27 protein-coding genes and 1 tRNA gene are annotated in these 25565 nt (G+C 62.3%); 19 read left to right on the top strand and 9 right to left on the bottom strand.

The window, feature by feature from the left end; all coding sequences use genetic code 11:
- The first annotated feature begins 69 nt into the window (after nucleotides 1-69).
- A tRNA-His gene (locus WD006_RS06620) sits at nucleotides 70-145 on the top strand.
- Between the two features lie 173 nt (nucleotides 146-318).
- A complete protein-coding gene (locus tag WD006_RS06615; protein WP_008650658.1) occupies nucleotides 319-528 on the top strand; it encodes a DUF3079 domain-containing protein in 210 nt (69 codons plus the stop codon).
- A 77-nt stretch (nucleotides 529-605) separates the two neighbouring features.
- On the opposite strand, the gene aspT is transcribed toward WD006_RS06615, so the two are convergent.
- Complete coding sequence (aspT, locus tag WD006_RS06610; protein ID WP_011516705.1) at nucleotides 606-2291, bottom strand: aspartate-alanine antiporter; 1686 nt, start codon at nucleotides 2289-2291, stop codon at nucleotides 606-608.
- A 55-nt stretch (nucleotides 2292-2346) separates the two neighbouring features.
- A complete protein-coding gene (locus tag WD006_RS06605; RefSeq protein WP_011516704.1) occupies nucleotides 2347-3963 on the bottom strand; it encodes a bifunctional aspartate transaminase/aspartate 4-decarboxylase in 1617 nt (538 codons plus the stop codon).
- Nucleotides 3964-4231: 268 nt separating this feature from the next.
- Between WD006_RS06605 and WD006_RS06600 the strand changes: the two genes are divergently transcribed.
- Nucleotides 4232-4504, top strand: a complete 273-nt coding sequence (locus WD006_RS06600; protein WP_011516703.1) for a hypothetical protein — start codon at nucleotides 4232-4234, stop codon at nucleotides 4502-4504.
- A 113-nt stretch (nucleotides 4505-4617) separates the two neighbouring features.
- Here WD006_RS06600 and WD006_RS06595 read toward each other — a convergent pair whose 3' ends face one another.
- Together WD006_RS06595 and lexA are read right to left on the bottom strand one after the other, a co-directional pair.
- Complete coding sequence (locus WD006_RS06595) at nucleotides 4618-4791, bottom strand: hypothetical protein (protein WP_011516702.1); 174 nt, start codon at nucleotides 4789-4791, stop codon at nucleotides 4618-4620.
- A 123-nt stretch (nucleotides 4792-4914) separates the two neighbouring features.
- The gene (gene lexA / locus WD006_RS06590) at nucleotides 4915-5571 is read right to left on the bottom strand and encodes a transcriptional repressor LexA (protein WP_008650670.1); all 657 of its coding nucleotides are present in this window, start codon (nucleotides 5569-5571) and stop codon (nucleotides 4915-4917) included.
- A 205-nt stretch (nucleotides 5572-5776) separates the two neighbouring features.
- Here lexA and WD006_RS06585 point away from each other — a divergent pair, with 205 nt between their 5' ends.
- The 8 genes from WD006_RS06585 (at nucleotide 5777) to WD006_RS06550 (ending at nucleotide 11668) form a co-directional block, all read left to right on the top strand.
- Nucleotides 5777-6778: an asparaginase gene (locus WD006_RS06585; RefSeq protein WP_011516700.1), complete on the top strand. Its 1002-nt coding sequence runs from the start codon at nucleotides 5777-5779 to the stop codon at nucleotides 6776-6778.
- A 117-nt stretch (nucleotides 6779-6895) separates the two neighbouring features.
- Complete coding sequence (gene rpsF, locus WD006_RS06580) at nucleotides 6896-7270, top strand: 30S ribosomal protein S6 (protein WP_008650672.1); 375 nt, start codon at nucleotides 6896-6898, stop codon at nucleotides 7268-7270.
- 20 nt (nucleotides 7271-7290) lie between these two features.
- Complete coding sequence (priB, locus tag WD006_RS06575; RefSeq protein ID WP_011516699.1) at nucleotides 7291-7590, top strand: primosomal replication protein N; 300 nt, start codon at nucleotides 7291-7293, stop codon at nucleotides 7588-7590.
- Nucleotides 7591-7593: 3 nt separating this feature from the next.
- The gene (rpsR, locus tag WD006_RS06570; protein WP_006163606.1) at nucleotides 7594-7872 is read left to right on the top strand and encodes a 30S ribosomal protein S18; all 279 of its coding nucleotides are present in this window, start codon (nucleotides 7594-7596) and stop codon (nucleotides 7870-7872) included.
- A gap of 30 nt (nucleotides 7873-7902) precedes the next feature.
- Nucleotides 7903-8355 (top strand): 50S ribosomal protein L9, encoded by a 453-nt coding sequence (gene rplI / locus WD006_RS06565; RefSeq protein ID WP_011516698.1) that lies wholly within the window; start codon nucleotides 7903-7905, stop codon nucleotides 8353-8355.
- Nucleotides 8356-8475: 120 nt separating this feature from the next.
- Nucleotides 8476-9867 carry a replicative DNA helicase gene (locus WD006_RS06560; protein WP_008650675.1) on the top strand — a complete coding sequence of 464 codons (1392 nt, stop codon included), beginning with the start codon at nucleotides 8476-8478 and terminating at the stop codon, nucleotides 9865-9867.
- 150 nt (nucleotides 9868-10017) lie between these two features.
- Entirely contained in the window at nucleotides 10018-10644 is a 627-nt protein-coding gene (locus WD006_RS06555; RefSeq protein ID WP_008650676.1) for a DUF47 domain-containing protein, read from the top strand.
- A 13-nt stretch (nucleotides 10645-10657) separates the two neighbouring features.
- Nucleotides 10658-11668 (top strand): inorganic phosphate transporter, encoded by a 1011-nt coding sequence (locus WD006_RS06550; RefSeq protein ID WP_029307718.1) that lies wholly within the window; start codon nucleotides 10658-10660, stop codon nucleotides 11666-11668.
- Nucleotides 11669-11728: 60 nt separating this feature from the next.
- Here the strand turns inward: WD006_RS06550 and WD006_RS06545 are convergent, their stop codons facing one another.
- From WD006_RS06545 to WD006_RS06525, 5 genes are all read right to left on the bottom strand, one after another.
- On the bottom strand, nucleotides 11729-12376 hold the full coding sequence (locus WD006_RS06545; protein ID WP_029307719.1) for a C40 family peptidase: 648 nt from the start codon (nucleotides 12374-12376) through the stop codon (nucleotides 11729-11731).
- A gap of 48 nt (nucleotides 12377-12424) precedes the next feature.
- On the bottom strand, nucleotides 12425-12901 hold the full coding sequence (locus WD006_RS06540; RefSeq protein ID WP_029307720.1) for a hypothetical protein: 477 nt from the start codon (nucleotides 12899-12901) through the stop codon (nucleotides 12425-12427).
- Nucleotides 12902-13062: 161 nt separating this feature from the next.
- Nucleotides 13063-14757, bottom strand: coding sequence for a PhoH family protein (locus tag WD006_RS06535; protein ID WP_029307721.1), 1695 nt, complete (start codon nucleotides 14755-14757; stop codon nucleotides 13063-13065).
- Between the two features lie 346 nt (nucleotides 14758-15103).
- Entirely contained in the window at nucleotides 15104-15565 is a 462-nt protein-coding gene (locus WD006_RS06530; RefSeq protein ID WP_011516693.1) for a peroxiredoxin, read from the bottom strand.
- A gap of 201 nt (nucleotides 15566-15766) precedes the next feature.
- Complete coding sequence (locus WD006_RS06525; RefSeq protein WP_011516692.1) at nucleotides 15767-16147, bottom strand: Mth938-like domain-containing protein; 381 nt, start codon at nucleotides 16145-16147, stop codon at nucleotides 15767-15769.
- 307 nt (nucleotides 16148-16454) lie between these two features.
- Between WD006_RS06525 and WD006_RS06520 the strand changes: the two genes are divergently transcribed.
- The 8 genes from WD006_RS06520 to WD006_RS06485 all read left to right on the top strand — a co-directional run bounded on the left by WD006_RS06520 (nucleotide 16455) and on the right by WD006_RS06485 (nucleotide 25487).
- Nucleotides 16455-17684 carry a pyridoxal phosphate-dependent aminotransferase gene (locus WD006_RS06520; RefSeq protein ID WP_008650683.1) on the top strand — a complete coding sequence of 410 codons (1230 nt, stop codon included), beginning with the start codon at nucleotides 16455-16457 and terminating at the stop codon, nucleotides 17682-17684.
- 50 nt (nucleotides 17685-17734) lie between these two features.
- Nucleotides 17735-19045, top strand: a complete 1311-nt coding sequence (locus tag WD006_RS06515) for a homoserine dehydrogenase (protein WP_011516690.1) — start codon at nucleotides 17735-17737, stop codon at nucleotides 19043-19045.
- A 28-nt stretch (nucleotides 19046-19073) separates the two neighbouring features.
- Nucleotides 19074-20519 carry a threonine synthase gene (gene thrC, locus WD006_RS06510; RefSeq protein ID WP_029307722.1) on the top strand — a complete coding sequence of 482 codons (1446 nt, stop codon included), beginning with the start codon at nucleotides 19074-19076 and terminating at the stop codon, nucleotides 20517-20519.
- Nucleotides 20520-20672: 153 nt separating this feature from the next.
- Nucleotides 20673-21908, top strand: coding sequence for a molybdopterin molybdotransferase MoeA (gene glp, locus WD006_RS06505; RefSeq protein WP_011516688.1), 1236 nt, complete (start codon nucleotides 20673-20675; stop codon nucleotides 21906-21908).
- A 2-nt stretch (nucleotides 21909-21910) separates the two neighbouring features.
- Nucleotides 21911-22168 (top strand): molybdopterin converting factor subunit 1, encoded by a 258-nt coding sequence (gene moaD, locus WD006_RS06500; RefSeq protein WP_011516687.1) that lies wholly within the window; start codon nucleotides 21911-21913, stop codon nucleotides 22166-22168.
- A gap of 1 nt (nucleotide 22169) precedes the next feature.
- A complete protein-coding gene (moaE, locus tag WD006_RS06495; protein ID WP_029307723.1) occupies nucleotides 22170-22661 on the top strand; it encodes a molybdopterin synthase catalytic subunit MoaE in 492 nt (163 codons plus the stop codon).
- Nucleotides 22661-23041, top strand: a complete 381-nt coding sequence (crcB, locus tag WD006_RS06490; protein ID WP_008645434.1) for a fluoride efflux transporter CrcB — start codon at nucleotides 22661-22663, stop codon at nucleotides 23039-23041. Before moaE ends, crcB begins: the two co-directional genes overlap by 1 nt.
- A gap of 277 nt (nucleotides 23042-23318) precedes the next feature.
- Nucleotides 23319-25487, top strand: coding sequence for a D-(-)-3-hydroxybutyrate oligomer hydrolase (locus WD006_RS06485; protein WP_011516685.1), 2169 nt, complete (start codon nucleotides 23319-23321; stop codon nucleotides 25485-25487).
- Nucleotides 25488-25565: the final 78 nt, after the last annotated feature.

Here is a 25565-nt window from a genome sequence, read left to right as displayed (position 1 = left end):
CAGAATCAAAAGCCATGTATAGTCTTGTTCTTCGCTGAGCGGCAACGTCGGCAGCGAAGAATCTCTACGGTGGCTGTAGCTCAGTTGGTAGAGTCCAGGATTGTGATTCCTGTCGTCGTGGGTTCGAGTCCCATCAGCCACCCCAAAGAATTGTCGTCAAAACAGCGCCTCCGGGCGCTGTTTTGCATTTCGGCAAAGCTTCTTGTGGGCGAGGGATAGGCGCGCTTGCGTTGGATCAAGCATTCCCGGAATCAGTCGTTCGCCCAGATTCGCCAGGGCTACTATCAAGCCATCAGACAACAGCGTCTCTCGCTTGTCATGGCTAAGAAGTTTCCCCTGCATCCCGCACACCCTGAGCGCGTGTGCTGGGGGTGCGACAAATTCTGTTCGACCGATGCAATGGGCTGTGGCAATGGCTCAAGCCGCACACAGCATCCCGCCGAATTGCTCGGCGAAGATTGGTATCTACATGGCGATTGGGGCATCGAGCCTCAACTCGATGCCCCAGCCAAGACCGGGCTTGGATAACCAGTCGGTCGATTTGATCGCTTCAATCCCTTGAAGCCGGATTGCGCCACCCAAGTGCAGCTGAGCGGCGCAAACGCTCATGAAAGAATCATGATGACGACCATCCCCCAGATTGTCAGCAGGGTGTTACCCACAGCGTAGGTCACGGTATAGCCAAGGCCTGGCACTTGGCTTTTCGCGGTCTCGCAGATCATGCCGAGCGCAGCAGTGGTTGTGCGCGCGCCGGCACAGACTCCAAGTACGAGCGCCGGATGAAAGCGAAATACGTACTTGGCCAGGTACATGCCGATGATTAGCGGTATCGATGTGGCGAAAATACCCCAGAGGAAGAGGCTGACGCCGAGTTTCTGCAGGCCGGCAATAAAGCCAGGGCCCGCGGAAATACCGACGACCGCAATGAACACATTGAGGCCAACCGAATTCATGAACCAAAGAGTTGGCTCAGGTATGCGTCCGAAAGTCGGGTGAATGGCCCGGTACCAACCGAAGATAATACCTGCGATTAGCGCGCCGCCTGCCGTGGAAATCGTCAGGGGAATGCCGCTGACGTTGATCACGACGGCACCGATCAATGCGCCGACGGTAATCGCCAGCGACACGAATGCCACGTCGGTCACCGTTGTCGGGCGGTCGATATACCCGACATGTTTCGCTGTCGCATTGATGTCCTGCGTGCGGCCGACCACCGTGATGACGTCACCGCGGTAGAGCTTGGTTTTCGGCAGTACGGGGATGACCGTTTCCGTCGGTCCGCGCTTGATCTTCTTCAGGAAAATCCCACGCGCACCGGGCCACCGAGCCATCTCCTGCAGCGTGTGGCCATCAACCTCCTTGTTGGTGATATAGATGTCCACACCCTCCGTCTGCACATTGAGCAGCTCTGAGTCTTCCACTTCACGGCCGCTTGGTCCCAGTCTGGCAATCAGTTGATCGCGCTTTCCGCCTATTGCGACGATATCGCCAGGCTCCAGAACGGTATCGAGTTGTGCCTCGATAATCTTGCCACCTCGGCGAATGCGTTCGATAAAGGCACGTACGCCTTCGGCCGTGCTGGCCTCCAGTTCGGCTACGGACTTGCCGATGTATGGGCTGTGGGGGGCCAGCGCGTAGGCTCGCAGTTCAAACTCATGCCATTCTGTGCCTTCTCCGTCTGCTCCGGCTCCAAGTTGCTGCTCATAATCCTTGCAGGCAGCTACAAGGTCGATGCCAAGCAGTTTGGGGCCAATTTGCGCCAGGATAATTGCCGAGCCGACCGTACCGAAGATATACGTGACCGCATAGGCGATCGGCATGCCGTCCAGAAGCTGTTTGGTTTCTTCCGGAGATCGGCCCAGGCGATTGATGGCATCAGTGGCGAGGCCCATGGACGCCGAGATTGTCTGCGAACCCGCAAATAATCCGGCAGCCGACCCGAGATCGTAGCCGGCGACCATCGCCGCAACGATGGGTGCGGCGAGACACAGCACCGAGACTATCGCAGCAAATATGGCTTGAGGGATGCCATCCTTCGCAATGCCGCGAACGAACTGCGGGCCGACGCCATAGCCCACCGCAAACAGAAACATCAGGAAAAAGACGGATTTCACGTTCGCGGAGATCTTCACGCCGAGGATGCCGATGACGATCGCCACCAGCAGTGTCGACGTTACGGCGCCCAGGCTGAACCCCTTGTAGCTCTTCCCGCCTACCCAGTAGCCGATTCCCAGTGCGAGAAAAATCGCGATCTCGGGGTACGCCTTGAGGGTGGAGACAAACCAGGTCATAGCCTACTCCTGTATTTGTAGACTGATTAGTCAGAACTGCCTTGCCGCGACCGGGTTACTTCTTTTTCGGCTTCTGTGTCTTGCCGCCGGACTCCTGGTATCGCGCCAGATACTCGTCGCGCAGCTTGCGCACCGAGCGCCCGATCTTCACGTAGTCCTCTTCATTCAGGTTGGCGAGCGAAACGCGACCAGAGGGGTGACGGGTGCCGAAGCCACCGCCAGGCAACAGGACCACGCCGGCTTCCTCGGCGAGTCTGAATAGGAGCTCATGCGGCTGAATCGATTCGAGCAACCATTTGACGAAATCGGCGCCGACTTCGCGGCTCATTTGTTCGACGTCGAGCAGCGTGTAGTAGTCGACCACGTTCTCATCGACGGCTTCCGGCGCAACGCCCATGCCGCGATAGAGCGCGGCCTTGCGGCTTCTAATCAGCCGCTTCATGGTCTGCTTGTAGTGGTCGGCGGAATCCATCAGCGAGAACAGGGAGAACAGCACCATCTGCACCTGCTGCGGCGTAGAAAGACCGGCGGTATGGTTCAGTGCCACCGTGCGGCTGTCGGCAACCACTCGGTCGATAAAGGGCAGCTTCTCTGGTTCGGTGGTAATGGAGGAATAGCGCTTGTTCAGATCCTTCTGAATATTCTTGGGGAGGTTCGCCAGTTGCTCGTCGAAAAGATTCGACTTGTGCGTGGCAATAACGCCGAGGCGCCAGCCGGTGGCGCCGAAGTACTTGGAGTACGAGTACACCAGGAGCGTGTTCTTGGGGCACATCGCAAACAGCGAGACGAAATTGTCGGCGAAGGTACCGTACACATCGTCCGTCAGGAGAATCAGATCTGGGCGTTCTTCAACGATGCTGGCGATGTATTTCAGGCTTTCATCGCTCATTTTTACGGAAGGCGGATTGCTGGGGTTCACCAGGAAAAACGCCTTAACCTTGGGATCTCGCAGCTTGTCGAGTTCCTTCTTCGGGTACTGCCATCCACCTGCGGGATCGGCATCGATCGAAACTTCTGTCAGGTGGTATTCGGCCAGTTCCGGAATTTCGATATACGGCGTGAAGATCGGCATTCCCAGTGCGATCGTGTCACCGGGATTGAGCAGATGATTGACCTTCAGCGAATTGAAGAGGTACGTCATCGCGGCGGTTCCGCCTTCTACGGCGTACAGGTCGAAATCGCCCAGGAACGGATGCGCGCCAATCATTTCCTTGCGGATGTACTGCTTGACGATCTTCTCGCTCAGTCGGAGCATCCGGTCGGGAACAGGATAGTTACAGGCCAGGATCCCTTCGCACATTTCGTACAGGAAATCACCGCCATCCAGACCAAGCTGGTCGCGCACATACGATACGGCGCCGGTCAGGAATTTGACGCCAGGAACGTCCTTGTGCACGCGGGCATAAAGGTCGAACCGCTCCTCGATACCTGCGCGTCGCGGAAAACCGCCGACACCTTCTGGCAAATACGAAAATGACCTTTCCGATTCGATCATGGCGAACTGGCCGAGCTGCCAGAAGCCATGTCGCGGGATGGTTGCCAGAAAATTCGGATTACCTCGCCCGGCATTTAGCATCAGGCGATTCGATACGCTTCCTGCCAACTTGATGAGTTCGTCCTTGAGTTCGAAAGGCGACAGGCTGGCGAGCCTTGACGTATCGTGCTTGGCCATCGTGCATCTCCTGAAGGTGCTGAGCGGTATAGGGGTGTGGGAGGGACGAAAGGCTTCAACCTTTCGTCATCGTCGGATCGAATGGGGCAAAACCATGCCGGGTTGGCGCTTTCCGCCACGATCGACGTTCTCGGTTGTTACCCTAGCCGGAGAGCGAGAAATTTTCATTGGCCCAAAGAACTACGAATGGCCAGGAAAATGCGCGACGTCGCGAAATCGGGCAAGTAATCTGTAAAGATCAGGAATTGCAGATGCTACGGAGGAGAGCATGACGCTCAGATTTCACGAACTCTCTCCCGATGTGCGGGAGGCTTTGGAGTCCATTTGCGCCAGGCACGGATTCGTCCCAGACGATTTCGAATTCGCGGTTGCGAACGTGCTCAATCCGGGGGAGAGCGCTGCGGATATGGTGACTGTCGAACGCGTGGTCGGCGGCCAGTTACAGAAATACAAAGGAGGCGCCGGTGGGGCTGCGACCTGGCTGGCTGCCTTTGAGGCAGACCTCGCCTCCGATTGGTTCGGTGCGCCGTTGGCCGATTGATGTCGAGTCAGATTGATGATGGTCGGGTCCCGATTAGCGTCGGGTCCCGGGTCCATCATCGCCGGTACATGCAATACGCTGCAGTGCATGGTGACAGCAGAGAACTGGCTGCCTCAGTCAAGAGTTTTCGAGGACGGTTCCGCAAGCTCGAGCATTCGGCAGATGGCGGCCATATTGCCGACCATGGTGCGGCGATGGGTGCCCTGGTAGACGCGAACGCCCTTGATCTGGCGGAAGGGGACCGGCTTGACCGGACGGCGGGATGCGACGGATTCGGATTGCAGCATGGCAACACCTCGTAATTTGCGTTCAGCAGAAGTCCGCACCCGTCGTCCGTAAAGGACGGGGCGGCGTTGGCAAAGCAAAAGCGGGTGACCGGGGCAGGTGGCCAGCTGCCTGGGTCCGGAGAGTCAGAAGCCTGAAGATCTGATCAGGCCAACTGCGATACCCTCCAGGGAGAACTCGTCACGTCCTGCATGCAGGACGATGTTCTGGAAGTCGGGGTTCTCGGCGATCAACTCGATCGTGTCGCCGCGTTTCTTCAAACGTTTGACGGTGACGTCATCGCCCAGACGGGCGACGACAACCTTGCCGTTCGCGGCTTCGCTGGCTTTCTTCACGGCAAGCAGGTCGCCATCCAGAATGCCGGCGTCGCGCATGCTCAGGCCGCGAACGCGGAGTAGATAGTCGGGGCGCTCGTCAAAGACAGAGGCATCGACTTGATACTGCCGGTCGATATGCTCGGCAGCCAGAATCGGGCTGCCAGCTGCGACGCGACCGACTAGTGGCAATGTCAGTTGCAGCACGCCCGCCATCGGTAACGAAAACTGATCGGGTCGTTCAGAGTCGCTACGCGTCACCTTCAGACGAATGCCTCGCGACGCGCCCGGTGTCAGCTCGATCACACCCTTGCGCGCCAGAGCCCGCAGGTGTTCCTCGGCCGAATTGGGGGAGGAGAAGCCGAATTCGGCGGCGATCTCGGCACGAGTGGGCGGAAAGCCCGTGTTGCGGATCGTGTCGCGGATCAGGTCGAAAATCTGCTGCTGCCGGGGTGTCAGGGTCGCCATGGGTCGCAGGTCTTGTGCCGAAGCACTGTATGTTTAAACAGTATGCTGTGATTTTATACAGTATCGGGTGAAGTGCAAGCACATTTTGCGCAGCCGGCTCAACACGAGTAGTTCTGTGGGGTGAGGCCCACGGGTTTGTCACGGGTTCGGCCAGGCGTTCGCGCAGTTACAATCGGCCCGCCTACAAGCTCCGTCAACCCCGTCCATGTCCGTACTCCTGCCTCGTATCGTTGTGCTCGCGACTGGTGGCACCATCGCCGGTTCGTCCGCAAATCCTGCCAGTAGCGCGCACTATCAGGCTGCGACAGTGCCCGTATCGCAACTTGTACAGGCAGTGCCCGCGCTGGCCGATGTGGCGCGAGTCGAGGCGGAGCAGGTGGCGCAGGTGGACAGCAAGGACATGATGTTCGATCTCTGGCGGATGCTTGCCGCGCGAATCGGGTATTGGTCCGCGCAGGACGATGTCGCCGGGATCGTGATCACACATGGCACTGACACGCTGGAAGAGACGGCGATGTTCCTGCATCTGACACAGGCTTGCCCGTTGCCTGTCGTGATGACGGCGGCCATGCGCCCATCGACGTCGCTTTCCGCTGACGGGCCGCTGAACCTGCTCGATGCGGTGCGCGTGGCGGCAAGCCCGGTGGCAGTTGGCAAAGGTGCGCTCGTGGTGCTGAATCAGCAGATTCATGCCGCGCGTGATGTCGTCAAGGCGCATACGTCGGCTGTCGATGCTTTCCATTCGCCAGTTGCCGGTCCGCTGGGTTTTGTGCAGGACACCTATGTCCATTTCTCGCGCACCCCGGGTCCTGATCAGGCGCCGCGCTTGCCGGTGCCCGCTGCATGGCCGTTGGTGGAGATCGTCGCCAGCTACGCGCAGCCGGGGAGGGTCGGTATCGATGCGATGGTGGCCGCCGGCGTGCTCGGGTTTGTCGTGGCCGCGGCCGGCAACGGTTCCGTGCACGAAACGCTGACGGCCGCGCTGGTCGATGCTGCGGCATGTGGCGTTGCGGTGGCTCGAAGCTCGCGTACCGGTGCTGGTCATGTGGCAATCCCCGCACCGCCGCGACCGGCAGGTGGCGTATTTGTCTCGGCGGGCGACCTCAATCCCTACAAAGCGCGCGTGCTGCTGCTGCTGGCGTTGGCCGGCGACCCTTCGCTGGGGCGCGATGCGGCCCGGCTTCAGGCGCTCTTCGAGCGGTACTGAGACAGGCCGGGTGCCGAATCCTTGCGGGAAGGCCCCTTTCCGGGCTATACTCGCGGGCTACTCAACCTTGCCGCACCGGACGTGACGCCCGGGTGGCTCATCCCAAAAGGAGCGTCAATGCGTCATTACGAAATCGTATTTATCGTCCATCCGGACCAGAGCGAACAAGTGCCGGCGATGATCGAGCGTTACAAGCAGCTCGTCACGTCGCAAAACGGCCAGATTCACCGCGTGGAAGACTGGGGCCGTCGTCAAATGGCCTACATGATCCAGAAGCTGGCCAAGGCTCACTACGTTTGCCTGAACATCGAATGCGGCAAGGACACGCTGGCTGAACTCGAACACGCGTTCAAGTTCAACGACGCTGTGCTGCGTCACCTGATCGTTCAGACCAAGAAGGCCGAGACTGCTCCTTCGCCGATGATGAAGGAAGTGCAGCGCGAAGAAGCCCGCAAGGCCGCGCAAACGACCACGGAAGGCCAGCCCGCCTGAGAGCGGACTGCATTGTTGCGGTGAACCAGCTTCGGCTGACCGCCACGCTCGTCGAGCGAGAGGCGCTGCGCTATACGCCGGCTGGAGTGCCCGTCGTCAACTGCATTCTGCAGCATGCCGGCGAGACACTGGAGGCGGAAACGCCCCGGCAGGTGGAGTTCGCAATCGTGGCCATGGGCATTGGCGCCGTTGGCCAGCAGCTTGAGCGGTTTCCGCTCGATACGCTGCTCGATTGCGAAGGCTTTCTGGCCCGCAAGCACCGCAACAGCAGGACACTGGTCTTTCACATCACTCGATGTAAAGCATTCGAAAAGGATTGAATCATGGCATTCGTCAAACGTGACAACAAGAACAAGAAGCGCTTTCAGCAACAGAACCCGCTGTTCAAGCGCAAGCGCTTCTGCCGCTTCACCGTGGCAGGCGTCGAACAGATCGACTACAAGGATCTGGACACGCTGAAGGACTTCATCGGCGACAACGGCAAGATCACGCCGGCTCGCCTGACCGGTACCAAGGCTCACTATCAGCGTCAGCTGGATACGGCCATCAAGCGCGCTCGCTTCCTGGCGCTGATGCCGTACACCGACCTGCACAAGAACTGATAGTCCCAGGACCGCAAGGAGAAATACACGATGCAAGTCATTCTGCTGGAAAAAGTCATCAACCTGGGTAGCCTGGGTGACATCGTTCGCGTGAAGGACGGTTACGCTCGTAACTTCCTGATCCCGACCAAGCGCGCACGCCGCGCGACGCAAAGCGCCATCGCCGAATTCGAAGTGAAGCGCGCCGAGCTGGAAAAGGTTGCCGCCGAAAAGCTGGCTGCCGCTCAAGCCGAAGGCGAGAAGCTGAATGGCCTGACCGTCCAGATCACCCAGAAGTCGGGTGTGGACGGCCGTCTGTTCGGTTCGGTGACCAACGCTGACATCGCTGAAGCCCTGGCTGGCCAAGGCTTCAAGCTGGAGAAGGCTCAGGTTCGCATGCCGTCCGGCCCGCTGAAGGTTGTTGGCGACCACCCGGTCAGCGTTGCTCTGCACACCGACGTGGTGGTAGATGTGACCGTGGCCGTTCTGGGCGAGCACGTCTAAGCCGTACCCCGCGAAGCAGTGCGCCAGTTCGGTTTGGCGTGCGCGATGCACAGAAAGGCAGGAGCCGCGCTCCTGCCTTTTTTGTTTGCGCGGCCTTCAGCGCCGCTATAATTGCCCCCCATGAACGCGCCCGCCGCAGATCCCCAACTAGACAGTCTCAAGGTTCCACCGCATTCCATCGAGGCCGAGCAATCGGTACTTGGCGGGTTGCTGCTGGATAACGCCGCCTGGGACCGGATTGCCGACTTCATTTCTGAGGCAGATTTCTATCGTTTCGACCATCGGCTGATCTTTCAGAGCATTGCCCGTCTGATTTCGGCGACCAAGCCGGCCGACGTGATCACTGTCTTCGAGATGCTCCAGGGGGCCGGCAAGGCCGAGGAGGTCGGAGGGCTGGCCTACCTGAACTCGCTGGCCCAAAACACGCCGAGTGCGGCCAATATCCGTCGTTACGCGGAAATCGTGCGTGAACGTGCGGTGCTGCGCAAGCTTGTGACCGTCGCCGATGACATCGCGTCGGCGGCCTTCGCACCCAAGGGGCGAGAGGTGCGCGAGCTGCTCGACGAAGCCGAGTCGAAAGTATTCGCCATTGCCGAAGAGGGCGCGCGTGGCCAGAAGGGCTTCCAGGAGATCCAGCCGCTGCTGACGCAGGTGGTCGAGCGGATCGACGAGCTCTACCACCGTGACTCCACCAGTGATGTGACCGGCGTTCCCACTGGCTTCATCGACCTCGATCGCATGACCAGTGGTATGCAGGCGGGGGATCTGATCATCGTGGCAGGGCGCCCCTCGATGGGTAAGACGGCATTCTCGCTGAACATTGGCGAGCACGTGGCCGTCGAGCAGGGGTTGCCTGTAGCGGTCTTCTCGATGGAAATGGCGGGCGTCCAGCTGGCCATGCGTATGCTGGGTTCGGTGGGGCGCCTCGATCAGCATCGCCTGCGTACCGGTCGACTGCTCGACGAGGACTGGCCGCGCTTGACGCACTCGATTCAGCGCATGAACGACGCGCAGTTGTTCATCGATGAGACGCCGGCGTTGAATCCCATGGAGTTGCGTGCCCGTTCCCGCCGTCTGGCGCGGCAATGTGGACAGCTTGGCCTGATCATCATCGATTACCTCCAACTGATGTCGGGTTCGGGTAGCGGCGAGAACCGTGCCACCGAGATCTCGGAAATCTCGCGTTCGCTGAAGGGGTTGGCCAAGGAGCTCAACTGCCCGGTCATTGCCTTGTCGCAGCTGAACCGCAGTCTGGAACAGCGCCCGAACAAGCGCCCCGTGATGTCCGACTTGCGAGAGTCGGGCGCTATCGAACAGGATGCCGACGTGATTCTGTTCATCTATCGCGACGAAGTTTACAACCCGGATTCGCAAGACAAGGGCACGGCCGAGATCATCATCGGCAAGCAGCGTAACGGTCCAATCGGTACCGTTAGGCTCACGTTCCTAGGTCAATTCACGAAATTTGACAATTTTAGCGGTGGTCCGGCGTTCTTCGACAACGACACCTGATTCGCCGTGATTACCCCGCAGGGCGACGCATACCTGTAAAATATTGCGCTTTGATGACAGCCGCCCTCGCGCGGCTGTCATGCAATTTGCCCTGCATCCCATTTGCAAAACAACCAAGCGCGGCCCTGAGGCGCGCCACAAGGACATTTCATGTTCGGTCGATTCATGCCCACCGAGGGCAAGTTCTTCGAATATTTCAACCAGCACGCCGATTGCGCGGTGACTGCAGCCCATGAGCTGGAGGCGCTGGTCAACGACCTGCCCAACGCCGAAGCCCATGCCCGGCGCGTGCAGGCCACCGAAAAGAAGGCGGACCGCGTCACGCATGACACGATCGACCTGCTGCACAAGACGTTCATCACCCCGCTGGACCGCGACGAGATTCACAAGCTCATCACGACCATGGATGACATCCTGGACCTGATGGAGGATGTTGCCGAGACGATTTCGCTGTACGACGTGACGAGCCTGACCGACGAGGCCCGTCGTCTGGCGGCGATCTGCGTGCAGTGCTGCGATCAGGTGAAGATTGCCGTTGCGCTGCTCGAAGACATGGGCAACGCCAGTGCGATCCTGAAGACCACGCAGCAGATCGACCAGCTCGAATCCGAGGCCGATCGTGTGATGCGCTCGGCGATGTCGAAGCTGTTCCGCGAGGAAACCGACGTCAAGCGTCTGATCAAGCTGAAGGCGATCTACGAACAGCTCGAGTCCATTACCGACAAGTGCGAGGACGTGGCCAACATCATCGAAGGTATCGTCCTGGAAAACGCCTGAGGCGCGTACTCGCATGCAAACTGTTCAAATGAGCTTGTGGGTGATCGGCCTGTTGGTCGCGCTTGCGCTGCTGTTCGACTTTATGAACGGCTTCCACGACGCGGCCAACTCGATTGCCACGGTGGTTTCCACGGGCGTGCTCAAGCCGCACCATGCCGTGGCCATGGCGGCCATGTGCAACGTGATCGCCATCTTTATTTTCCACCTCAAGGTGGCAGCCACAGTCGGTACGGGAACCATCGACGTCAATATCGTCGATCATTACGTGATTTTCGGTGCCCTGGTTGGGGCAATTGCCTGGAACGTGATTACCTGGCTGTATGGCATCCCTTCGTCGTCCTCGCATGCGCTGATCGGCGGGCTGGTGGGTGCCGCGGTGGCCAAGGCAGGCACGGGCGCGCTGGTCGGCAACGGCCTGCTCAAAACCGTCGCGTTTATCCTGATCTCGCCGCTGCTCGGCTTCATCCTGGGTTCGATCATGATGGTGATCGTCGGCTGGACGTTCTTCCGCACGCCACCGTCGCGCGTGGATCGCTGGTTCCGTCGCCTGCAACTGGTGTCGGCGTCGCTCTACAGCCTGGGTCATGGCGGTAATGACGCGCAGAAGACCATCGGCATTATCTGGATGCTGTTGATTGCCAGCGGTCATGTCGCAGTGGGTGGCGCCGCACCGCCGATGTGGGTGATTGTGAGCTGCTACCTGGCCATCGGCATGGGCACGCTGTTCGGCGGTTGGCGGATTGTGCGCACGATGGGTCAGAAGATCACCAAGCTGAAGCCCGTGGGTGGCTTCTGTGCGGAGACGGGCGGTGCGATCACGCTGTTCATTGCTTCCGCGCTGGGTGTGCCGGTATCGACCACGCATACGATCACCGGTGCGATCGTCGGCGTTGGCTCGGCTCAGAAGATGTCGGCCGTGCGCTGGGGCGTGGCGGGCAACATCGTGTGGGCCTGGGTCCTGACGATTCCGGCCTCGGCATTTATGTCCGCCATTGCCTGGTGGATCGGTAAGCAGATTCTGTAACGCTGGCAAGCGCGAGCGGAATCCCAATGACAAGCCAGGCTTCGTGCCTGGCTTGTTCGTTTACCGGTTCGCGAATGCGGCGATCGGATCGTCGTCGTCCGGGGCGGGTGGGCTGAGTGGGGTGAGTGGGGCTGAAGGGGCTGGGCTGGGAACCGGGGTCATATCGAGGCTGCCGGCGGCCACGACGCGCCGCGCGCCGTTGTAGCGCGACGCCCAGTACGACTTGGTCATGTCTTCCAGCCGGACGGTGCCACCGGTGGCCGGGGCGTGGACAAAGCGATTCTGTCCGACATAGATGCCGACATGGGAGTTGGCGCGTCCCGTCGTGTTGAAGAAGACAAGATCGCCCGATGCGACATCGCGTCGATCGAGTGTCGTGCCACGTTGTCCCATTTGCTCGGTGGTGCGTGGCAGGTTGACGCTGGCGGCGCGCTGGACCACGTAACGGACCAGGCCGCTGCAATCGAATCCGGAGTCAGGCGTGTTTCCGCCGTAGCGGTATGGTGTGCCGACGAGGGACATTGCCTGGATCGAGATTTCCTCGAGTCCGGCGCTGGGATCGACGATTGGCTTGCCCGGTGTGCGGGGCAGCGACGCGCCTTGACGTGCGGGCGGTCCGCCGGCGCAGGCGGCGAGCAGTAGTGCCGCTGCGCACAGTGCGGATAGTGAAAGCCGGCGAGAGGGTGAGTGAAACGGGCGCTGCGGCATCCTTCTTCTGATTCGGTTGCCGGGTCATGCGTCCATTCCCACGGTTGCCTACCAGCGCAATTGCGCGTTACGCGTGCCGGTGGTGATCTTGATGGACTTTGTCTGACCCTTGTAACTGGCCTCGATATTGTAGCTGCCTTCGGGCGCACGTATGAGGCAGCGAGGGCCGCCGGCCTTGAAATTAGCCACGGGCTGGCCTTCCAGTGTCATCTTTACGTCAACGTCGGACAGGTATTCGCCATCACCCTGGGTGAACAGGACACTCATGTTGAAGTTCTTTTCCTGAGCCGCCAGTTTCGCGCGTTCATCCGCTGCAATGCCGCCGCAGACGTAGCTGACGGGGCCCATGGTGCGAATCACCATCTCGTCGGCCGCAAATGCGGGACACAGTGCGGCTCCAATCGTCAGGGCCATGCCTACCAGCGTTGCAGCGATGACGCGCCTGCGCCGCGTTACGCGGGCAGTTCGCGAGAACAGCGTTCTGCTGTTCGAGAGATACCGATTGAACGCTTCCTGCTTGTCCATCGACGCCTCCGTATTGACATGCGTACCCGGAAATCATAACCGGGCCATGTGGTCCTGGCTGTCAGCAAGACACCGACGCCTTTTTCGTTGCCACGCCCGGCAGCGTGCCGCCCGCGGTCTGGATGGCCAGAGCCGCGGACTCGGCGTTGCAAGCTCCGATCCTACAGTACGTCAGCGGCGTGGTCGGCCAGGCGCGAGCGTTCCCCGCGTGCCAGCGTCACATGACCGCTGTGGCTCCAGCCCTTGAAGCGGTCCACCACGTACGTCAGGCCGGACGAACCTTCGGTCAGGTAAGGCGTGTCGATCTGCGCGATATTGCCCAGACAGACGATCTTCGTGCCAGGGCCCGCCCGCGTGACCAATGTTTTCATCTGCTTCGGCGTCAGGTTCTGCGCCTCGTCGATGATCACGAACTTGTTCACGAAGGTGCGGCCGCGCATGAAGTTCATGCTCTTGACCTTGATGCGCGAACGGATCAACTCCTGCGTGGCGGCACGGCCCCACTCGCCTGCGCTGTCGTCGCTCTTCTGCAGTACCTCGAGGTTGTCGTCGAACGCGCCCATCCAGGGCTGCATCTTCTCTTCCTCGGTACCGGGCAGGAATCCGATATCCTCGCCCACGGGCACGGTGGCGCGCGTGACGATGATCTCGTTGTAGAGTTTCTGGTCCAGCACCTGCTCGAGGCCGGCTGCAAGCGCCAGCAGCGTCTTGCCGGTGCCAGCCTGGCCGAGCAGCGTGACGAAGTCCACGTCCGCGCTCATCAGCAGGTTCAGCGCGAAGTTCTGCTCGCGATTGCGGGCTACCACGCTCCACACATTGTTCTTGTTGTGGGTGTAGTCCTTCAGCGTCTGCAGCAGGGCGGTCTTGCCGTTGATTTCCTTGACCTGCGCATAGAGCGGCAGGCTGCCGTCCATCGGCTCCAGGTAGACGAACTGGTTGACCAGGAACGACGGCACCAGCGGCCCGGTCAGGCGATAGAACATCGTGCCGGACTTCGGATCCTGCCAGCTTTCCACGCCTTTGCCGTGCTTGGCCCAGAAATCGTTGGGCAGCTGAAGCACGCCCGAGTAAAGCAGGTCCTTGTCTTCCAGGACCTGGTCGTTGAAGTAGTCCTCGGCGGGCAGGCCCAGGGCGCGCGCCTTGATGCGCATGTTGATGTCTTTCGACACCAGCACGACCTGGCGGTCCGGGTACTGCTGCTGCAGGGCGCTCACCACCGCAAGGATCTGGTTGTCCGCCTTGCCTTGCGGCAGGCCTTCCGGTAGCTTGATGTCGTTCAGGCGCGTCTGGAAGAACAGCTTGCCCTGGGCATCGCGATTGCCGAGCTTGGCCAGCGGTAGCCCTTCGTCGAGCACGCCGTCGGTGCCTCCCACGAGCTGGTCCAACGTCCGGCTGACCGTGCGCGCGTTACGCGCAACTTCGCTCATGCCTTTCTTGTGGTTGTCCAGCTCCTCGAGCGTCATCATCGGCAGATAGATGTCATGCTCTTCGAAGCGGAACAGCGACGACGGATCGTGCATCAGCACGTTGGTGTCGAGGACGAACAGCTTGCTCGGGCCGGTGGCCTTGCGTGCGCGGCGCGTGGGGCTGGCGCCGGGCTGCACCAGGCTGACGGCTGGCGTCGGGGCCGGAGCCTTGGTCGATGCCGGGGCTTCGGTGGTCTTGGCCCGGGTGGTGCTGCCAGCGCGCGCGGTGGCAGGCGCATTGGTGTCGCCGGTCTCGAGCAATGCCACACGCTCGAGGGCCGGCACAGGTTTCTTACCCTGCGCGACTTTGGCCTTGGGCAGTGTGACCGGGGCGAACTCGCTCGGGTCCAGCAGTTGGGCAGGCTTGGCGGGCATGGTAGGCAGCGGCATGCTTGGCTTTCCTTTCAGGGGAACAGACGGGGGCGGAATGGCTGGCGCGTCAACGCCAACGAACGGCAGAAAACCGGAAAACCGTAGAGTGAGGTTGAGGGTGTGGACAAACAAAAAAGCCGCCAGACCTGGTGGACAGGGATGGCGGCTTGCTTGCGGACCCGCGACGCGGCAGGTCCGCTACCAGCCCGGGGACTGAGCCTGCTGGGCTGGACCGATACGGCAGCGTGGCAACTGGGATCTGAACGCATTACGACCCAATCTACCCGAACGATTCCGGTTTGGCAATCAGGCGAAAACGCATCGTTGCGTCACTGTTGCATCGCTGTCGCGAGGATGTCTCCGGTCACATCCCCTTGACGATCTCCAGCACTTCGTCCACGTGATTCGGCACCTTGATGCCGCGCATTTCGTGGCGCAGGACACCCTTGGCATCAAGGATGAACGTGCTGCGCTCGATGCCGCGCACGTCCTTGCCATACATCTTTTTCATCTTGATGACATCGAAGAGCTGGCAGATCGCCTCGTCGGCGTCCGAGATCAGTTCGAACGGCAACTCCAGCTTGGCCTTGAAGTTCTCGTGCGACTTCATGCTGTCGCGAGAGATGCCGTAAACCGCGGCGCCAGCCTTCTCGAAATCGTCGTACTGATCGCGGAAGTTCATCGCCTCCGTGGTGCAACCCGGCGTGTTGTCCTTCGGGTAGAAGTACAGCACGGTGGTCTTGCCGCGCTGGTCGGCAAGACGGAAGTCCCCACCGGTGGCGGGGGCCTGGAAGTCGGGTATGGCCTTGTTGAGACTGACGGTCATGCTGGTGGCTCTCCTGGGATGGCGTGCATCATCGGTGACGGCGGCAGCCCGATGTCGGCCTCGGGCTTTGCGGCCATGGCGAGTGCAGATTGGGGCAGTTCTACGGACTTCAAGCGTGGCGTAAACCGAACCCGGCGGGAATCCGCGGCCCCGGCGGTACGCGCTGGCTCGTCAGGTTGCCCGATGCCGTGCTTCGGCAAGTCAGGCAGCCGGCTCCACCAGCAACACCGCCGCAACCTTGCGGCCTTCGGCCATGAGGATATTGTAGGTGCGGCATGCGGCCTGCAAGTCCATTGCATCCACGCCGATATGCAGGCGGGAGAGAGCGGCGGTCAGGCGCGGGTGGGGAAAGCGCAGCGTGCTGCCGGTGCCCAGCAGCACGACTTCGGGCGATTTTTTCAGCAAGGCTTCGAAATGGGCGGGTTCCAGGTCCTCGAAACGGCTGACCGGCCATGGTTCGACGTTGCCTTCGGGCATCACGAGCACCGCCGTTTCGTGCCGGATCGCATTGATTTCTATATAGCCGGGACCGTAGCCGGTCACGGTATTGAGGCTTTGGGGTTGGTCGGCGTGGAGTTTCAAGTGGGGGCCTCATGCCGTCGGGATGTGTCCGGTGAGCCACCCGGTGCAGAAGGGTGGCCGAAGCAGGAGACTGGCGACGGGTTGGTGGCAGGATCGTGCGCGCGGGAGGGCAAAACGCTCGCCGCAATGCAAGAATCCGTGCCGAAGTCTGTCATAATCCGATATCTTATAGCTTTTGCCTCCAGGTCTGCCACGCCTCGCGAGCCTCATTGCGGACGCGCCGCCAGACGCGCAGGACAATCCAGAGATTCCCAGATTCCGCTGCCGCCAGAGACCGGCAGCTTGCCCTGACATCGCCAACACCGCCGTGAAACCCATCCAGAAATCGCACAAGCTCCAGAACGTTTGCTATGACATCCGCGGCCCGGTGCTGGAAAAGGCCAAGCAAATGGAGGAAGAGGGGCACAAGATCATCAAGCTGAACATCGGCAACCTGGCGGTGTTCGGCTTCGACGCGCCGGAGGAGATCCAGCAGGACATGATGCGCAACCTGCCCAATTCGGCGGGTTACTCGGATTCCAAGGGCATCTTCGCCGCGCGCAAGGCGATCATGCACTACACCCAGGAAAAGAAGATCCAGGGCGTGGGGCTGGATGACATCTATGTGGGCAACGGCGCGTCCGAGCTGATCGTGATGGCGATGAATGCGCTGCTCAACAGTGGCGACGAAATGCTGGTGCCGGCGCCTGACTACCCGTTGTGGACGGCCGCGGTGAGCTTGTCCGGCGGCACGCCGGTGCACTATGTGTGCGACGAGGCCAACGAGTGGATGCCGGACCTCGATGATATCCGCCGCAAGATCACCCCGAACACGCGCGGCATCGTCATCATCAACCCGAACAACCCCACCGGGGCGCTGTATTCGGACGAACTGCTGAAGGAGATCGTGGCCATCGCGCGCGAGCACGGCCTGATCATCTTCGCCGACGAGATCTACGACAAGGTCCTGTACGACGGCAATACGCATACGTCGATCGGCTCGCTGTCCACGGACGTCCTGACCGTGACCTTCAACGGCCTGTCGAAGAACTACCGTTCGTGCGGCTACCGCGCGGGCTGGATGGTGGTGTCGGGCGACAAGCGTCCCGCGCTCGACTACATCGAAGGGCTGAACATGCTCTCGTCGATGCGCCTGTGCGCCAATGTGCCGGGCCAATGGGCGATCCAGACGGCGCTGGGCGGGTATCAGAGCATCAATGACCTCGTGACCGAAGGCGGCCGCCTGCGCCGCCAGCGCGATCTGGCGTATGAGCTGATTACCAAGATCCCGGGCGTTACGTGCGTCAAGCCCAAGGCGGCGCTGTACTTGTTCCCGAAGCTCGACCTGTCCATGTACCCGATCCAGGACGATCAGGAGTTCATTTACGAACTGCTGCAGGAATCGAAGGTGCTGCTGGTGCAGGGTACCGGCTTCAACTGGGGCGCGCCGGACCATTTCCGGATTGTGTTCCTGCCACACGAGGAAGACCTGCGCGAGGCCATCACCCGCGTCGGCCGCTTCCTTGAAAGCTATCGCAAACGTCACGGTACGGCCTGAGCCACCGGACGCCCCTATTTCAGAATCAAGCAAACCAGAGTCAGACGTTCATGAATCCCATCAAAGTCGGCCTTCTCGGCATCGGTACCGTCGGTAGCGGCACGTTCAACGTGCTCAAGCGCAATCAGGAGGAAATTCGTCGCCGTGCAGGCCGCGGCATCGAGATTGCGGTGGTGGCTGACCTGAACACCGAGCGCGCCCGCGAGCTGACTGGTGGGACGGTGGACGTCGTCAGCGATGCGAACGACGTGGTGACGCGTCCGGACATCGACATCGTCATCGAGCTGATCGGCGGCTATGGCATCGCCCGCGAGCTGGTGCTCAAGGCGATCGAGAATGGCAAGCACGTGGTCACCGCCAACAAGGCGCTGCTGGCCGTGCATGGCAACGAGATTTTCGAGGCCGCGCGCAAGAAGGGCGTGATCGTCGCCTTCGAGGCGGCAGTGGCGGGTGGCATCCCCATCATCAAGGCGCTGCGCGAAGGCCTGACCGCGAACCGCATCCAGTGGATCGCCGGCATCATCAACGGCACGACGAACTTCATCCTGTCCGAGATGCGCGACAAGGGTCTGGATTTCGATACCGTGCTCAAGGAAGCGCAGCAACTGGGCTATGCCGAGGCCGATCCGACCTTCGACATCGAAGGCGTCGACGCCGCGCACAAGGTCACGCTGATGAGCGCGATCGCATTCGGGATGCCGGTGCAGTTCGACCGTGCTCACGTGGAAGGCATCACCAAGCTGTCGGCCATCGATATCAAATACGCCGAGGAGCTGGGTTATCGCATCAAGCTGCTCGGTATCACCCGTCGCCGCGAGGAAGGCGTGGAGCTGCGCGTGCACCCGACGCTGGTGCCGGCTTCGCGCCTGATCGCCAACGTGGAAGGCGCCATGAACGCCGTGCTGGTGCAGGGCGATGCCGTAGGCGCCACGCTGTACTACGGCAAGGGCGCCGGCGCCGAGCCGACCGCCTCGGCCGTGATTGCCGATCTGGTCGACGTGACCCGCCTGCACACCGCCGATCCGAACCACCGCGTACCGCACCTGGCATTCCAGCCGGACGAGCTGTCGAACGTGCCCGTGCTGCCGATCGACGAAGTCACTAGCTCGTACTACCTGCGCATGCGTGTGTCGGACGAAACTGGCGTGCTGGCAGAGATCACGCGCATCCTGGCGGAAGCCGGCATCAGCATTGACGCGATGCTGCAGAAGGAATCGCGCGAAGGCGAGCCGCAGACCGACATCATCATCCTGACGCACCTGACGCGCGAGAAGCACGTCAATGCCGCGATTCGCAGCATCGAAGCGCTCCAGACCGTGCTGTCGCCGGTCACGCGCCTGCGCATGGAAGAACTGAACTGATAGCTGACAGACGGACCTGACTCGCCTCATGAATTACCAGTCGACGCGCGGCCATGACGTGCCGCAATCGTTCTCCGAGATCCTGCTCGGTGGCCTGGCGCCCGATGGCGGCTTGTATCTGCCCAAGCAGTACCCGCAGATCACGGCCGAGGAACTCGAAGCCTGGCGCAAGCTCCCGTACGCCGACCTGGCGTTCGAGGTGCTGTCGCGCTTCTGTGACGACATCCCCGCCGAGGACCTGCGCGCGCTGACGCGCAAGACCTACACGGCAGACGTGTACTGCAACGCGCGGGCCGGCGACAACACCGCCGACATTACGCCGTTGCGCACACTGGGCGAAGAGGGCGGCACGAAGCTGCAACTGCTGGGCCTGTCCAACGGCCCGACGCTGGCCTTCAAGGACATGGCGATGCAGTTGCTGGGCAACCTGTTCGAGTACGCGCTCAAGCGCGCGGGCCTGAAGCTGAACATCCTTGGCGCAACTTCCGGCGATACCGGCAGCGCGGCCGAGTACGCGATGCGCGGCAAGGAGGGCATTCGCGTGTTCATGCTGAGCCCGCACCGCAAGATGAGCGCGTTCCAGACCGCCCAGATGTTCAGCCTGCAGGACCCGAACATCTTCAATATCGCGATCGAAGGCGTGTTCGACGACGCTCAGGACATCGTCAAGGCCGTGTCGAACGATCATGCGTTCAAGGCGCGCCAGCGCATTGGCACGGTCAACTCGATCAACTGGGCCCGCGTGGTCGCCCAGGTGGTCTACTACTTCAAGGGCTGGCTGCTGGCGACCAGCGGTCCGGGACAGAAGGTGTCGTTCTGCGTGCCGTCGGGCAACTTCGGCAACGTCTGCGCCGGCCACATCGCGCGCATGATGGGCCTGCCGATCGACAAGCTCGTGGTGGCCACCAACGAGAACGACGTGCTGGACGAGTTCTTCCGCACCGGCACGTATCGCGTGCGGACCTCGGCCCAGACGTACCACACGTCGAGCCCGAGCATGGACATCTCGAAGGCATCGAACTTCGAGCGTTTCGTGTTCGATCTGCTGGGCCAGGACGCCGACAAGCTGGTGGCGCTGTTCAGCGACGTCGACACCAAGGGTGGCTTCGATCTGGCGGGCACGCCGGATTTCGCGCGCATCGGCCAGTTTGGCTTTGTTTCCGGCCGCAGCTCGCACCAGGACCGTCTGGCGACGATCCGCGACGTGAACCAGCGCTATGGCGTGACGATCGACACCCATACCGCCGATGGCGTGAAGGTGGCGCGCGAGTACCTGCAGCCGGGCGTGCCGATGGTGGTGCTGGAAACCGCGCTGCCGGCCAAGTTTGCCGACACAATCCACGAGGCTTTGGGCCATGAGCCGGAACGTCCGGCTGCGTTCGACGGTATCGAGAAGCTGCCGCAACGCTTCGAGGTGATGCCGGCCGACGCGGACAGCGTGAAGGCGTATATCGCCCAGCACACCGGATTGTGATCGAAGGGCGAATAGCCCTTATCACAGCAGGATCGGCCGGTCCGGCGCCAACTCGTTACAATCGGGTTTGCCGGGCTCCGCTGCCACGGCCCCCAGGCTTCCCGGCCCGGGGGCTGTTTCATTTGGAGCCAACCTGAATCCCACACGCATCCCATGACCCAGACTGCTGCGCGCCCTCCGATGCTGACGATGGCCCAGGCGCTCGATGCCCTGATGGCCGGCGTTCGCCCGATCACCGATTCCGAAACCGTTGATACGCTGCAGGCCAACGGCCGGGTGCTGGCGGCCGGGGTCACCAGCGCGTTGCGCGTGCCGCCGGCCGATAACACGTCGATGGACGGCTATGTGATGCGTGCCGCCGATGTGCCGGCGCCGGGCACGCGGCTGCCAGTCTCGCAACGGATACCGGCGGGCCACGTGGGTACCGAACTGGCCCCGGGTACCGCCGCGCGCATCTTCACCGGCGGCCTGATTCCGCCTGGCGCCGATGCGGTGGTGATGCAGGAGCAGTGCCAGGCCGATGGCGACGCGGTGATCGTCAATCATGCACCGGCATCGGGCGAGTGGATTCGCCGTGCCGGCGAGGATATCGAGGCCGGCAGCGAGATCCTGCCCGCCGGCACGCGCCTGTCGCCGCAGGCGCTGGGCCTGGCCGCGTCGGTGGGACAGGCAAAGCTCGACGTGGTCCGCCGCGTGCGCGTGGCCGTGTTCTTTACCGGCGACGAACTGGCAATGCCCGGCGAGCCGCTCAAGCCCGGCGCGATCTACAACTCGAACCGGTTCACGCTGCGCGGTCTGCTGGAGAACCTCGGCTGCGAAGTGACTGACTTCGGTATCGTCCCGGACACGCTGGCAGCCACGCGCGACACGTTGCGCCGCGCCGCCGAGGGCAACGACCTGATCATCACGTCGGGCGGCGTATCGGTAGGCGAGGAAGACCATATCCGTCCGGCCGTCACGGCGGAAGGTCGGCTGGACCTCTGGCAGATTGCGATCAAGCCGGGCAAGCCGCTGGCCTTCGGGCAGGTGGCCAACGGCACCGAGCTGCCCGCGTTTTTCCTGGGCCTGCCGGGCAATCCCGTGTCGAGCTTCGTCACATTCCTGCTGTTCGTGCGCCCGTTCATCCTGCGTCTGCAGGGCGTCGCGGATGTGACGCCGCGTCGTCTGCCGCTGCGTGCGGATTTCGATCTGCCGCGCGGCGACCGCCGCAACGAATTCCTGCGCGCGCGCATCAACGATGCTGGCGGCCTCGACTTGTTTCCGAACCAGAGCTCGGGCGTGCTGACGTCCACCGTGTGGGGCGATGGCCTGATCGACAATCCGCCGAACCAGACCATCCAGCGCGGCGACGTTGTGCAGTTCATTCCATTTGCCAGTTTGCTGGCCTGATCATGCAACTAGAACTCCGATACTTCGCCAGCGTGCGCGAACAGGTGGGGCAGGGCGCCGAACGCGCCGAGGTGCCCGCCGAGGTTCGCACGGTTGGCGACCTGCGCGCATGGCTGCGCGGACGCGGCGGCGCCTGGACCGAGGCTTTGGCCGATGGCCGCGCGCTGCGCATGGCCGTGGACCACGCCGTGGCACGTGCCGACACCCCGCTGGCCGACGGCTGCGAGGTGGCCTTTTTCCCTCCCGTGACCGGAGGCTGAGATGGCGGTGCGCGTTCAGCACGAGGATTTCGATCTCGGCGCGGAAGTGGCGGCGCTGCACGCCGGCAATCCGGGCGTTGGGGCGGTGGCCAGCTTCATCGGAACGGTGCGCGATGCCAGCGAAGGCACGCGCGTCAGTACGATGGAGCTCGAGCACTATCCCGGCATGACCGAGAAGGCGCTGGAGACGATCGAGGCGGCGGCGCGCGAACGCTGGCCGCTGCTTGGCGTGACCATCGTGCATCGCGTGGGCCTGCTGCAGCCGCTGGACCAGATCGTGCTGGTTGCCGTGTCCTCGGCCCACCGTGGGGCCGCGTTTGCGGCGTGCGAGTTCATCATGGACTACCTGAAGTCCGAGGCACCGTTCTGGAAGAAAGAAGACACGCCAGAAGGCGCGCGCTGGGTCGACGCGCGGGTCTCGGACGATGCCGCGCTGCGCCGCTGGGGTATCGAATCGTTCAACGCGGATCCCGCCAATAACAAGGAAGAATGATGGGCCCGATGGGTTTCGTGGCGGTCGGCGTCGGTGCCGCCGTCGGCGCCTGGCTGCGCTGGTTTTTCTCGGTCACGTGGAACGCTATCAATCCGGCACTGCCGTATGGCACGCTGGCATCGAACCTGGTCGGGGGCTACCTGATCGGCCTGGCCGTCGCGTTCTTCGAAACCCACCCGTCTTTGCCGCCTGAGTGGCGCCTGCTGGCCGTCACGGGTTTTCTTGGCGGCCTGACCACGTTCTCGACGTTCTCGAGCGAAGTCATCGCCAATCTGATGGCCGGTGACTATCGTTGGGCCATGCTCCACCTCGCGATGCATCTGGGTGGATCGCTCCTGCTGACCGCGTTCGGCATCTGGTCGTACCGCGCGCTGGCCTGAGGCGGTGTCCCCTAGGCTCTGTACAGGGGCTTCGGGGTAGACCTTAGGTAACACTACGTACCGCCAGGCCGTCCTCCTGCGGCGCAAGACCGTATAACATTGCCGGGCCGGATCGCCGGGTGCGCGCGGCTTCGCATGAAGCCGCACCTCCCAGCGCCTCACCATGGTCCGCGCCACTCCGCAATTCCCCCTGTTTCGCAGTTTGCAGTTGTCTCACCGAGTCCTGGACGGGACGGCGTTCGCGCCATTCCGCCGATAACAACAAGGAGACATACCCATGCAGCAGCGCCACCTCTCGCAGTCCGCCCATTCGCACGGCCATGGCACCCGGCGTGCGCACCGCCGAAACACGATCGCCATCGCCGTCGCCACGCTTGCCGTCGCTGCGTGCGGCGGGTTTGGCACAAATGGGAGCGGCGGGAACACCGGTCCCAACGTCAAGCCGGCGTTCATATCCGGCCCCGTCGGAGTCAAATCCTACGACGGCAACACGGATGACCTGCTGACGGCGGGGCTGGGCAAGGACGGACTGGCGGCCGCAGCGCCGGCGTTTGCCAATCCGAACGCGCCGACGGCCGTGGAATTGCGCCGTAACGCGATCTGGGCCAACTACCGCGCGATCGTGGATGTCCAGGCCGCAGGCGGCTATGGCTCGCTCTACGGCCCCAACGTCGACGCCAAGGGGAATGTGACGACCGGCCAGGGCAAGGTCCCGGGTACCGAGTACATCGCATTTACCGACGACGGCTCGGGCCGGCAAAACGTGACGGTCATGGCCCAGGTTCCGGATGGGTTCGATGTGAAACATCCCTGCATCATTTCCGCCACTTCGTCCGGCTCGCGTGGTGTCTATGGCGGAATTGCCGTGGGGGAGTGGGGGCTCAAGCACAACTGCGCGGTGGCCTATACGGACAAGGGCACCGGCGCGGCGCCGCATGACTTGGGTAGCGACACCGTGCCGCTGATCGACGGCACCCGGCAGACCCGGGCCGGTGCCGGCACGCAGGCCCAGTTCGCGGCACAGCCCGGTGCCTCGGAAACGCTGGCGGGCTTCAATTCCAGCACCCCGCACCGGCTTGCGTTCAAGCACGCGCACTCGCAGCAGAACCCGGAGGCGAACTGGGGCGCCAACACGTTGCAGGCGATCCAGTTCACGCTCTGGGCGGTCAACGACAAGTTCGGCAGGACCAATACCGATGGCATGCGGCAGGCGACGTTCACGCCGGCCAATGTGCTGGTGATCGCGTCGGCCATCTCGAATGGCGGCGGGGCGGCCATTGCAGCGGCGGAACAGGACACCGGCGGGTTGATCGACGGCGTGGCCGTCGGGGAGCCGAATGTGAACCTGCCACCGACGGCAGGCGTGGTCGTCAAGCGCGGTGGCGTACCGGTGGCGGCGTCGGGCAAGCATCTTTATGACTACACGACGATTGCCAACCTGTACCAGCTCTGCGCCAGCCAGGATGCCAGCCTGGGCAATGCGCCATTTGCCAAAACGGCCGGGCAGGCCGCGCTCAACCGATGCGCGTCACTGGCCGCCAAGAAAATGATTGCCGGAGGCAGCACATCCGCCCAGGCAACCTCCGCGCTGGATGCGTTGCACCGCGCCGGCTGGGAGCCGGAGTCGGATGACCTGTTCGCGTCGCTTTCGGCGCTGGAGGTCGGCAGTTCCATTTCGGTGACCTATGCCAATGCCTATGCACGCGCCAGCGTGACGGACCGGCTCTGCCACTACAGTTTTTCCTCGCCGGGCAGCCCGCCGCAGGCCAATCCCGTCACGGCCCCGGCGGCCGCGCTGGCGGGGCTGTTCTCGACTGGCAATGGCATTCCGCCCACTACGGCGGTGACGCTGATGAACGATGCCAACCCGTCCGGCGCGATGCGTGACTTCACGTCGATATCGCCCTCGACCAAGCTGGCCGACGGCAATGTCGACGGCGCGCTCTGCCTGCGTGGCCTGCTGGATACCCGCAACCCGGCGCTGATGACCGGTATCGGCCAGACCTATCGCACGGGCAACCTTGGCGGCCGACCGTCGGTCATCGTGCAGGGCCGCAGCGATGGCCTGCTGCCGGTGAACCACACGTCGCGGCCATATCTCGGGCTGAACAAGCACGTCGAGGGCGCCAGCAGCCGGCTCTCGTACATCGAGGTGACCAACGGCCAGCATTTCGACGGGTTCATCGACGTGATTCCCGGATATGCCAAGCGCTATATCCCGATGCACGTTTACGTGAACCGGGCGCTCGACGCGGTCTACGCCAACCTGCGCGACGGTACGCCGCTGCCGCCGTCGCAGGTGGTGCGCACCACGCCGCGCGGAGGTGCCGACACCGACACGGTCGGCCCCAGGATCCAGCCGTCGAACGTGCCGCCGATCGCTGCCACACCCGCGGCCGGCGACGCGATCACGGTCACCGGCTCGACCGTGGACGTGCCCAACTGAGACGTGGCCGCCAGGCCCGGCGATGCGGGTTACCCGTCATGCACTTGGCCGATACTTGGTCAATGTATGACGGGTGTA

Source organism: Cupriavidus sp. Met-2 (assembly GCF_049843575.1).
In the GTDB taxonomy this organism is placed as follows: domain Bacteria; phylum Pseudomonadota; class Gammaproteobacteria; order Burkholderiales; family Burkholderiaceae; genus Cupriavidus; species Cupriavidus metallidurans.
This window is presented reverse-complemented; position numbering and strand designations above follow the sequence as displayed.

What these genes read in the sequence shown, in the direction of transcription:
- WD006_RS06615 (WP_008650658.1), top strand. Translation starts at nt 319, where the DNA reads ATGGCTAAGAAGTTTCCCCTGCATCCCGCACACCCTGAGCGCGTGTGC.
- aspT (WP_011516705.1), bottom strand. Translation starts at nt 2,291, where the DNA reads ATGACCTGGTTTGTCTCCACCCTCAAGGCGTACCCCGAGATCGCGATT.
- WD006_RS06605 (WP_011516704.1), bottom strand. Translation starts at nt 3,963, where the DNA reads ATGGCCAAGCACGATACGTCAAGGCTCGCCAGCCTGTCGCCTTTCGAA.
- WD006_RS06600 (WP_011516703.1), top strand. Translation starts at nt 4,232, where the DNA reads ATGACGCTCAGATTTCACGAACTCTCTCCCGATGTGCGGGAGGCTTTG.
- WD006_RS06595 (WP_011516702.1), bottom strand. Translation starts at nt 4,791, where the DNA reads ATGCTGCAATCCGAATCCGTCGCATCCCGCCGTCCGGTCAAGCCGGTC.
- lexA (WP_008650670.1), bottom strand. Translation starts at nt 5,571, where the DNA reads ATGGCGACCCTGACACCCCGGCAGCAGCAGATTTTCGACCTGATCCGC.
- WD006_RS06585 (WP_011516700.1), top strand. Translation starts at nt 5,777, where the DNA reads ATGTCCGTACTCCTGCCTCGTATCGTTGTGCTCGCGACTGGTGGCACC.
- rpsF (WP_008650672.1), top strand. Translation starts at nt 6,896, where the DNA reads ATGCGTCATTACGAAATCGTATTTATCGTCCATCCGGACCAGAGCGAA.
- rpsR (WP_006163606.1), top strand. Translation starts at nt 7,594, where the DNA reads ATGGCATTCGTCAAACGTGACAACAAGAACAAGAAGCGCTTTCAGCAA.
- rplI (WP_011516698.1), top strand. Translation starts at nt 7,903, where the DNA reads ATGCAAGTCATTCTGCTGGAAAAAGTCATCAACCTGGGTAGCCTGGGT.
- WD006_RS06560 (WP_008650675.1), top strand. Translation starts at nt 8,476, where the DNA reads ATGAACGCGCCCGCCGCAGATCCCCAACTAGACAGTCTCAAGGTTCCA.
- WD006_RS06555 (WP_008650676.1), top strand. Translation starts at nt 10,018, where the DNA reads ATGTTCGGTCGATTCATGCCCACCGAGGGCAAGTTCTTCGAATATTTC.
- WD006_RS06550 (WP_029307718.1), top strand. Translation starts at nt 10,658, where the DNA reads ATGCAAACTGTTCAAATGAGCTTGTGGGTGATCGGCCTGTTGGTCGCG.
- WD006_RS06545 (WP_029307719.1), bottom strand. Translation starts at nt 12,376, where the DNA reads ATGCCGCAGCGCCCGTTTCACTCACCCTCTCGCCGGCTTTCACTATCC.
- WD006_RS06540 (WP_029307720.1), bottom strand. Translation starts at nt 12,901, where the DNA reads ATGGACAAGCAGGAAGCGTTCAATCGGTATCTCTCGAACAGCAGAACG.
- WD006_RS06535 (WP_029307721.1), bottom strand. Translation starts at nt 14,757, where the DNA reads ATGCCGCTGCCTACCATGCCCGCCAAGCCTGCCCAACTGCTGGACCCG.
- WD006_RS06530 (WP_011516693.1), bottom strand. Translation starts at nt 15,565, where the DNA reads ATGACCGTCAGTCTCAACAAGGCCATACCCGACTTCCAGGCCCCCGCC.
- WD006_RS06515 (WP_011516690.1), top strand. Translation starts at nt 17,735, where the DNA reads ATGAATCCCATCAAAGTCGGCCTTCTCGGCATCGGTACCGTCGGTAGC.
- thrC (WP_029307722.1), top strand. Translation starts at nt 19,074, where the DNA reads ATGAATTACCAGTCGACGCGCGGCCATGACGTGCCGCAATCGTTCTCC.
- glp (WP_011516688.1), top strand. Translation starts at nt 20,673, where the DNA reads ATGACCCAGACTGCTGCGCGCCCTCCGATGCTGACGATGGCCCAGGCG.
- moaD (WP_011516687.1), top strand. Translation starts at nt 21,911, where the DNA reads ATGCAACTAGAACTCCGATACTTCGCCAGCGTGCGCGAACAGGTGGGG.
- moaE (WP_029307723.1), top strand. Translation starts at nt 22,170, where the DNA reads ATGGCGGTGCGCGTTCAGCACGAGGATTTCGATCTCGGCGCGGAAGTG.
- crcB (WP_008645434.1), top strand. Translation starts at nt 22,661, where the DNA reads ATGGGCCCGATGGGTTTCGTGGCGGTCGGCGTCGGTGCCGCCGTCGGC.
- WD006_RS06485 (WP_011516685.1), top strand. Translation starts at nt 23,319, where the DNA reads ATGCAGCAGCGCCACCTCTCGCAGTCCGCCCATTCGCACGGCCATGGC.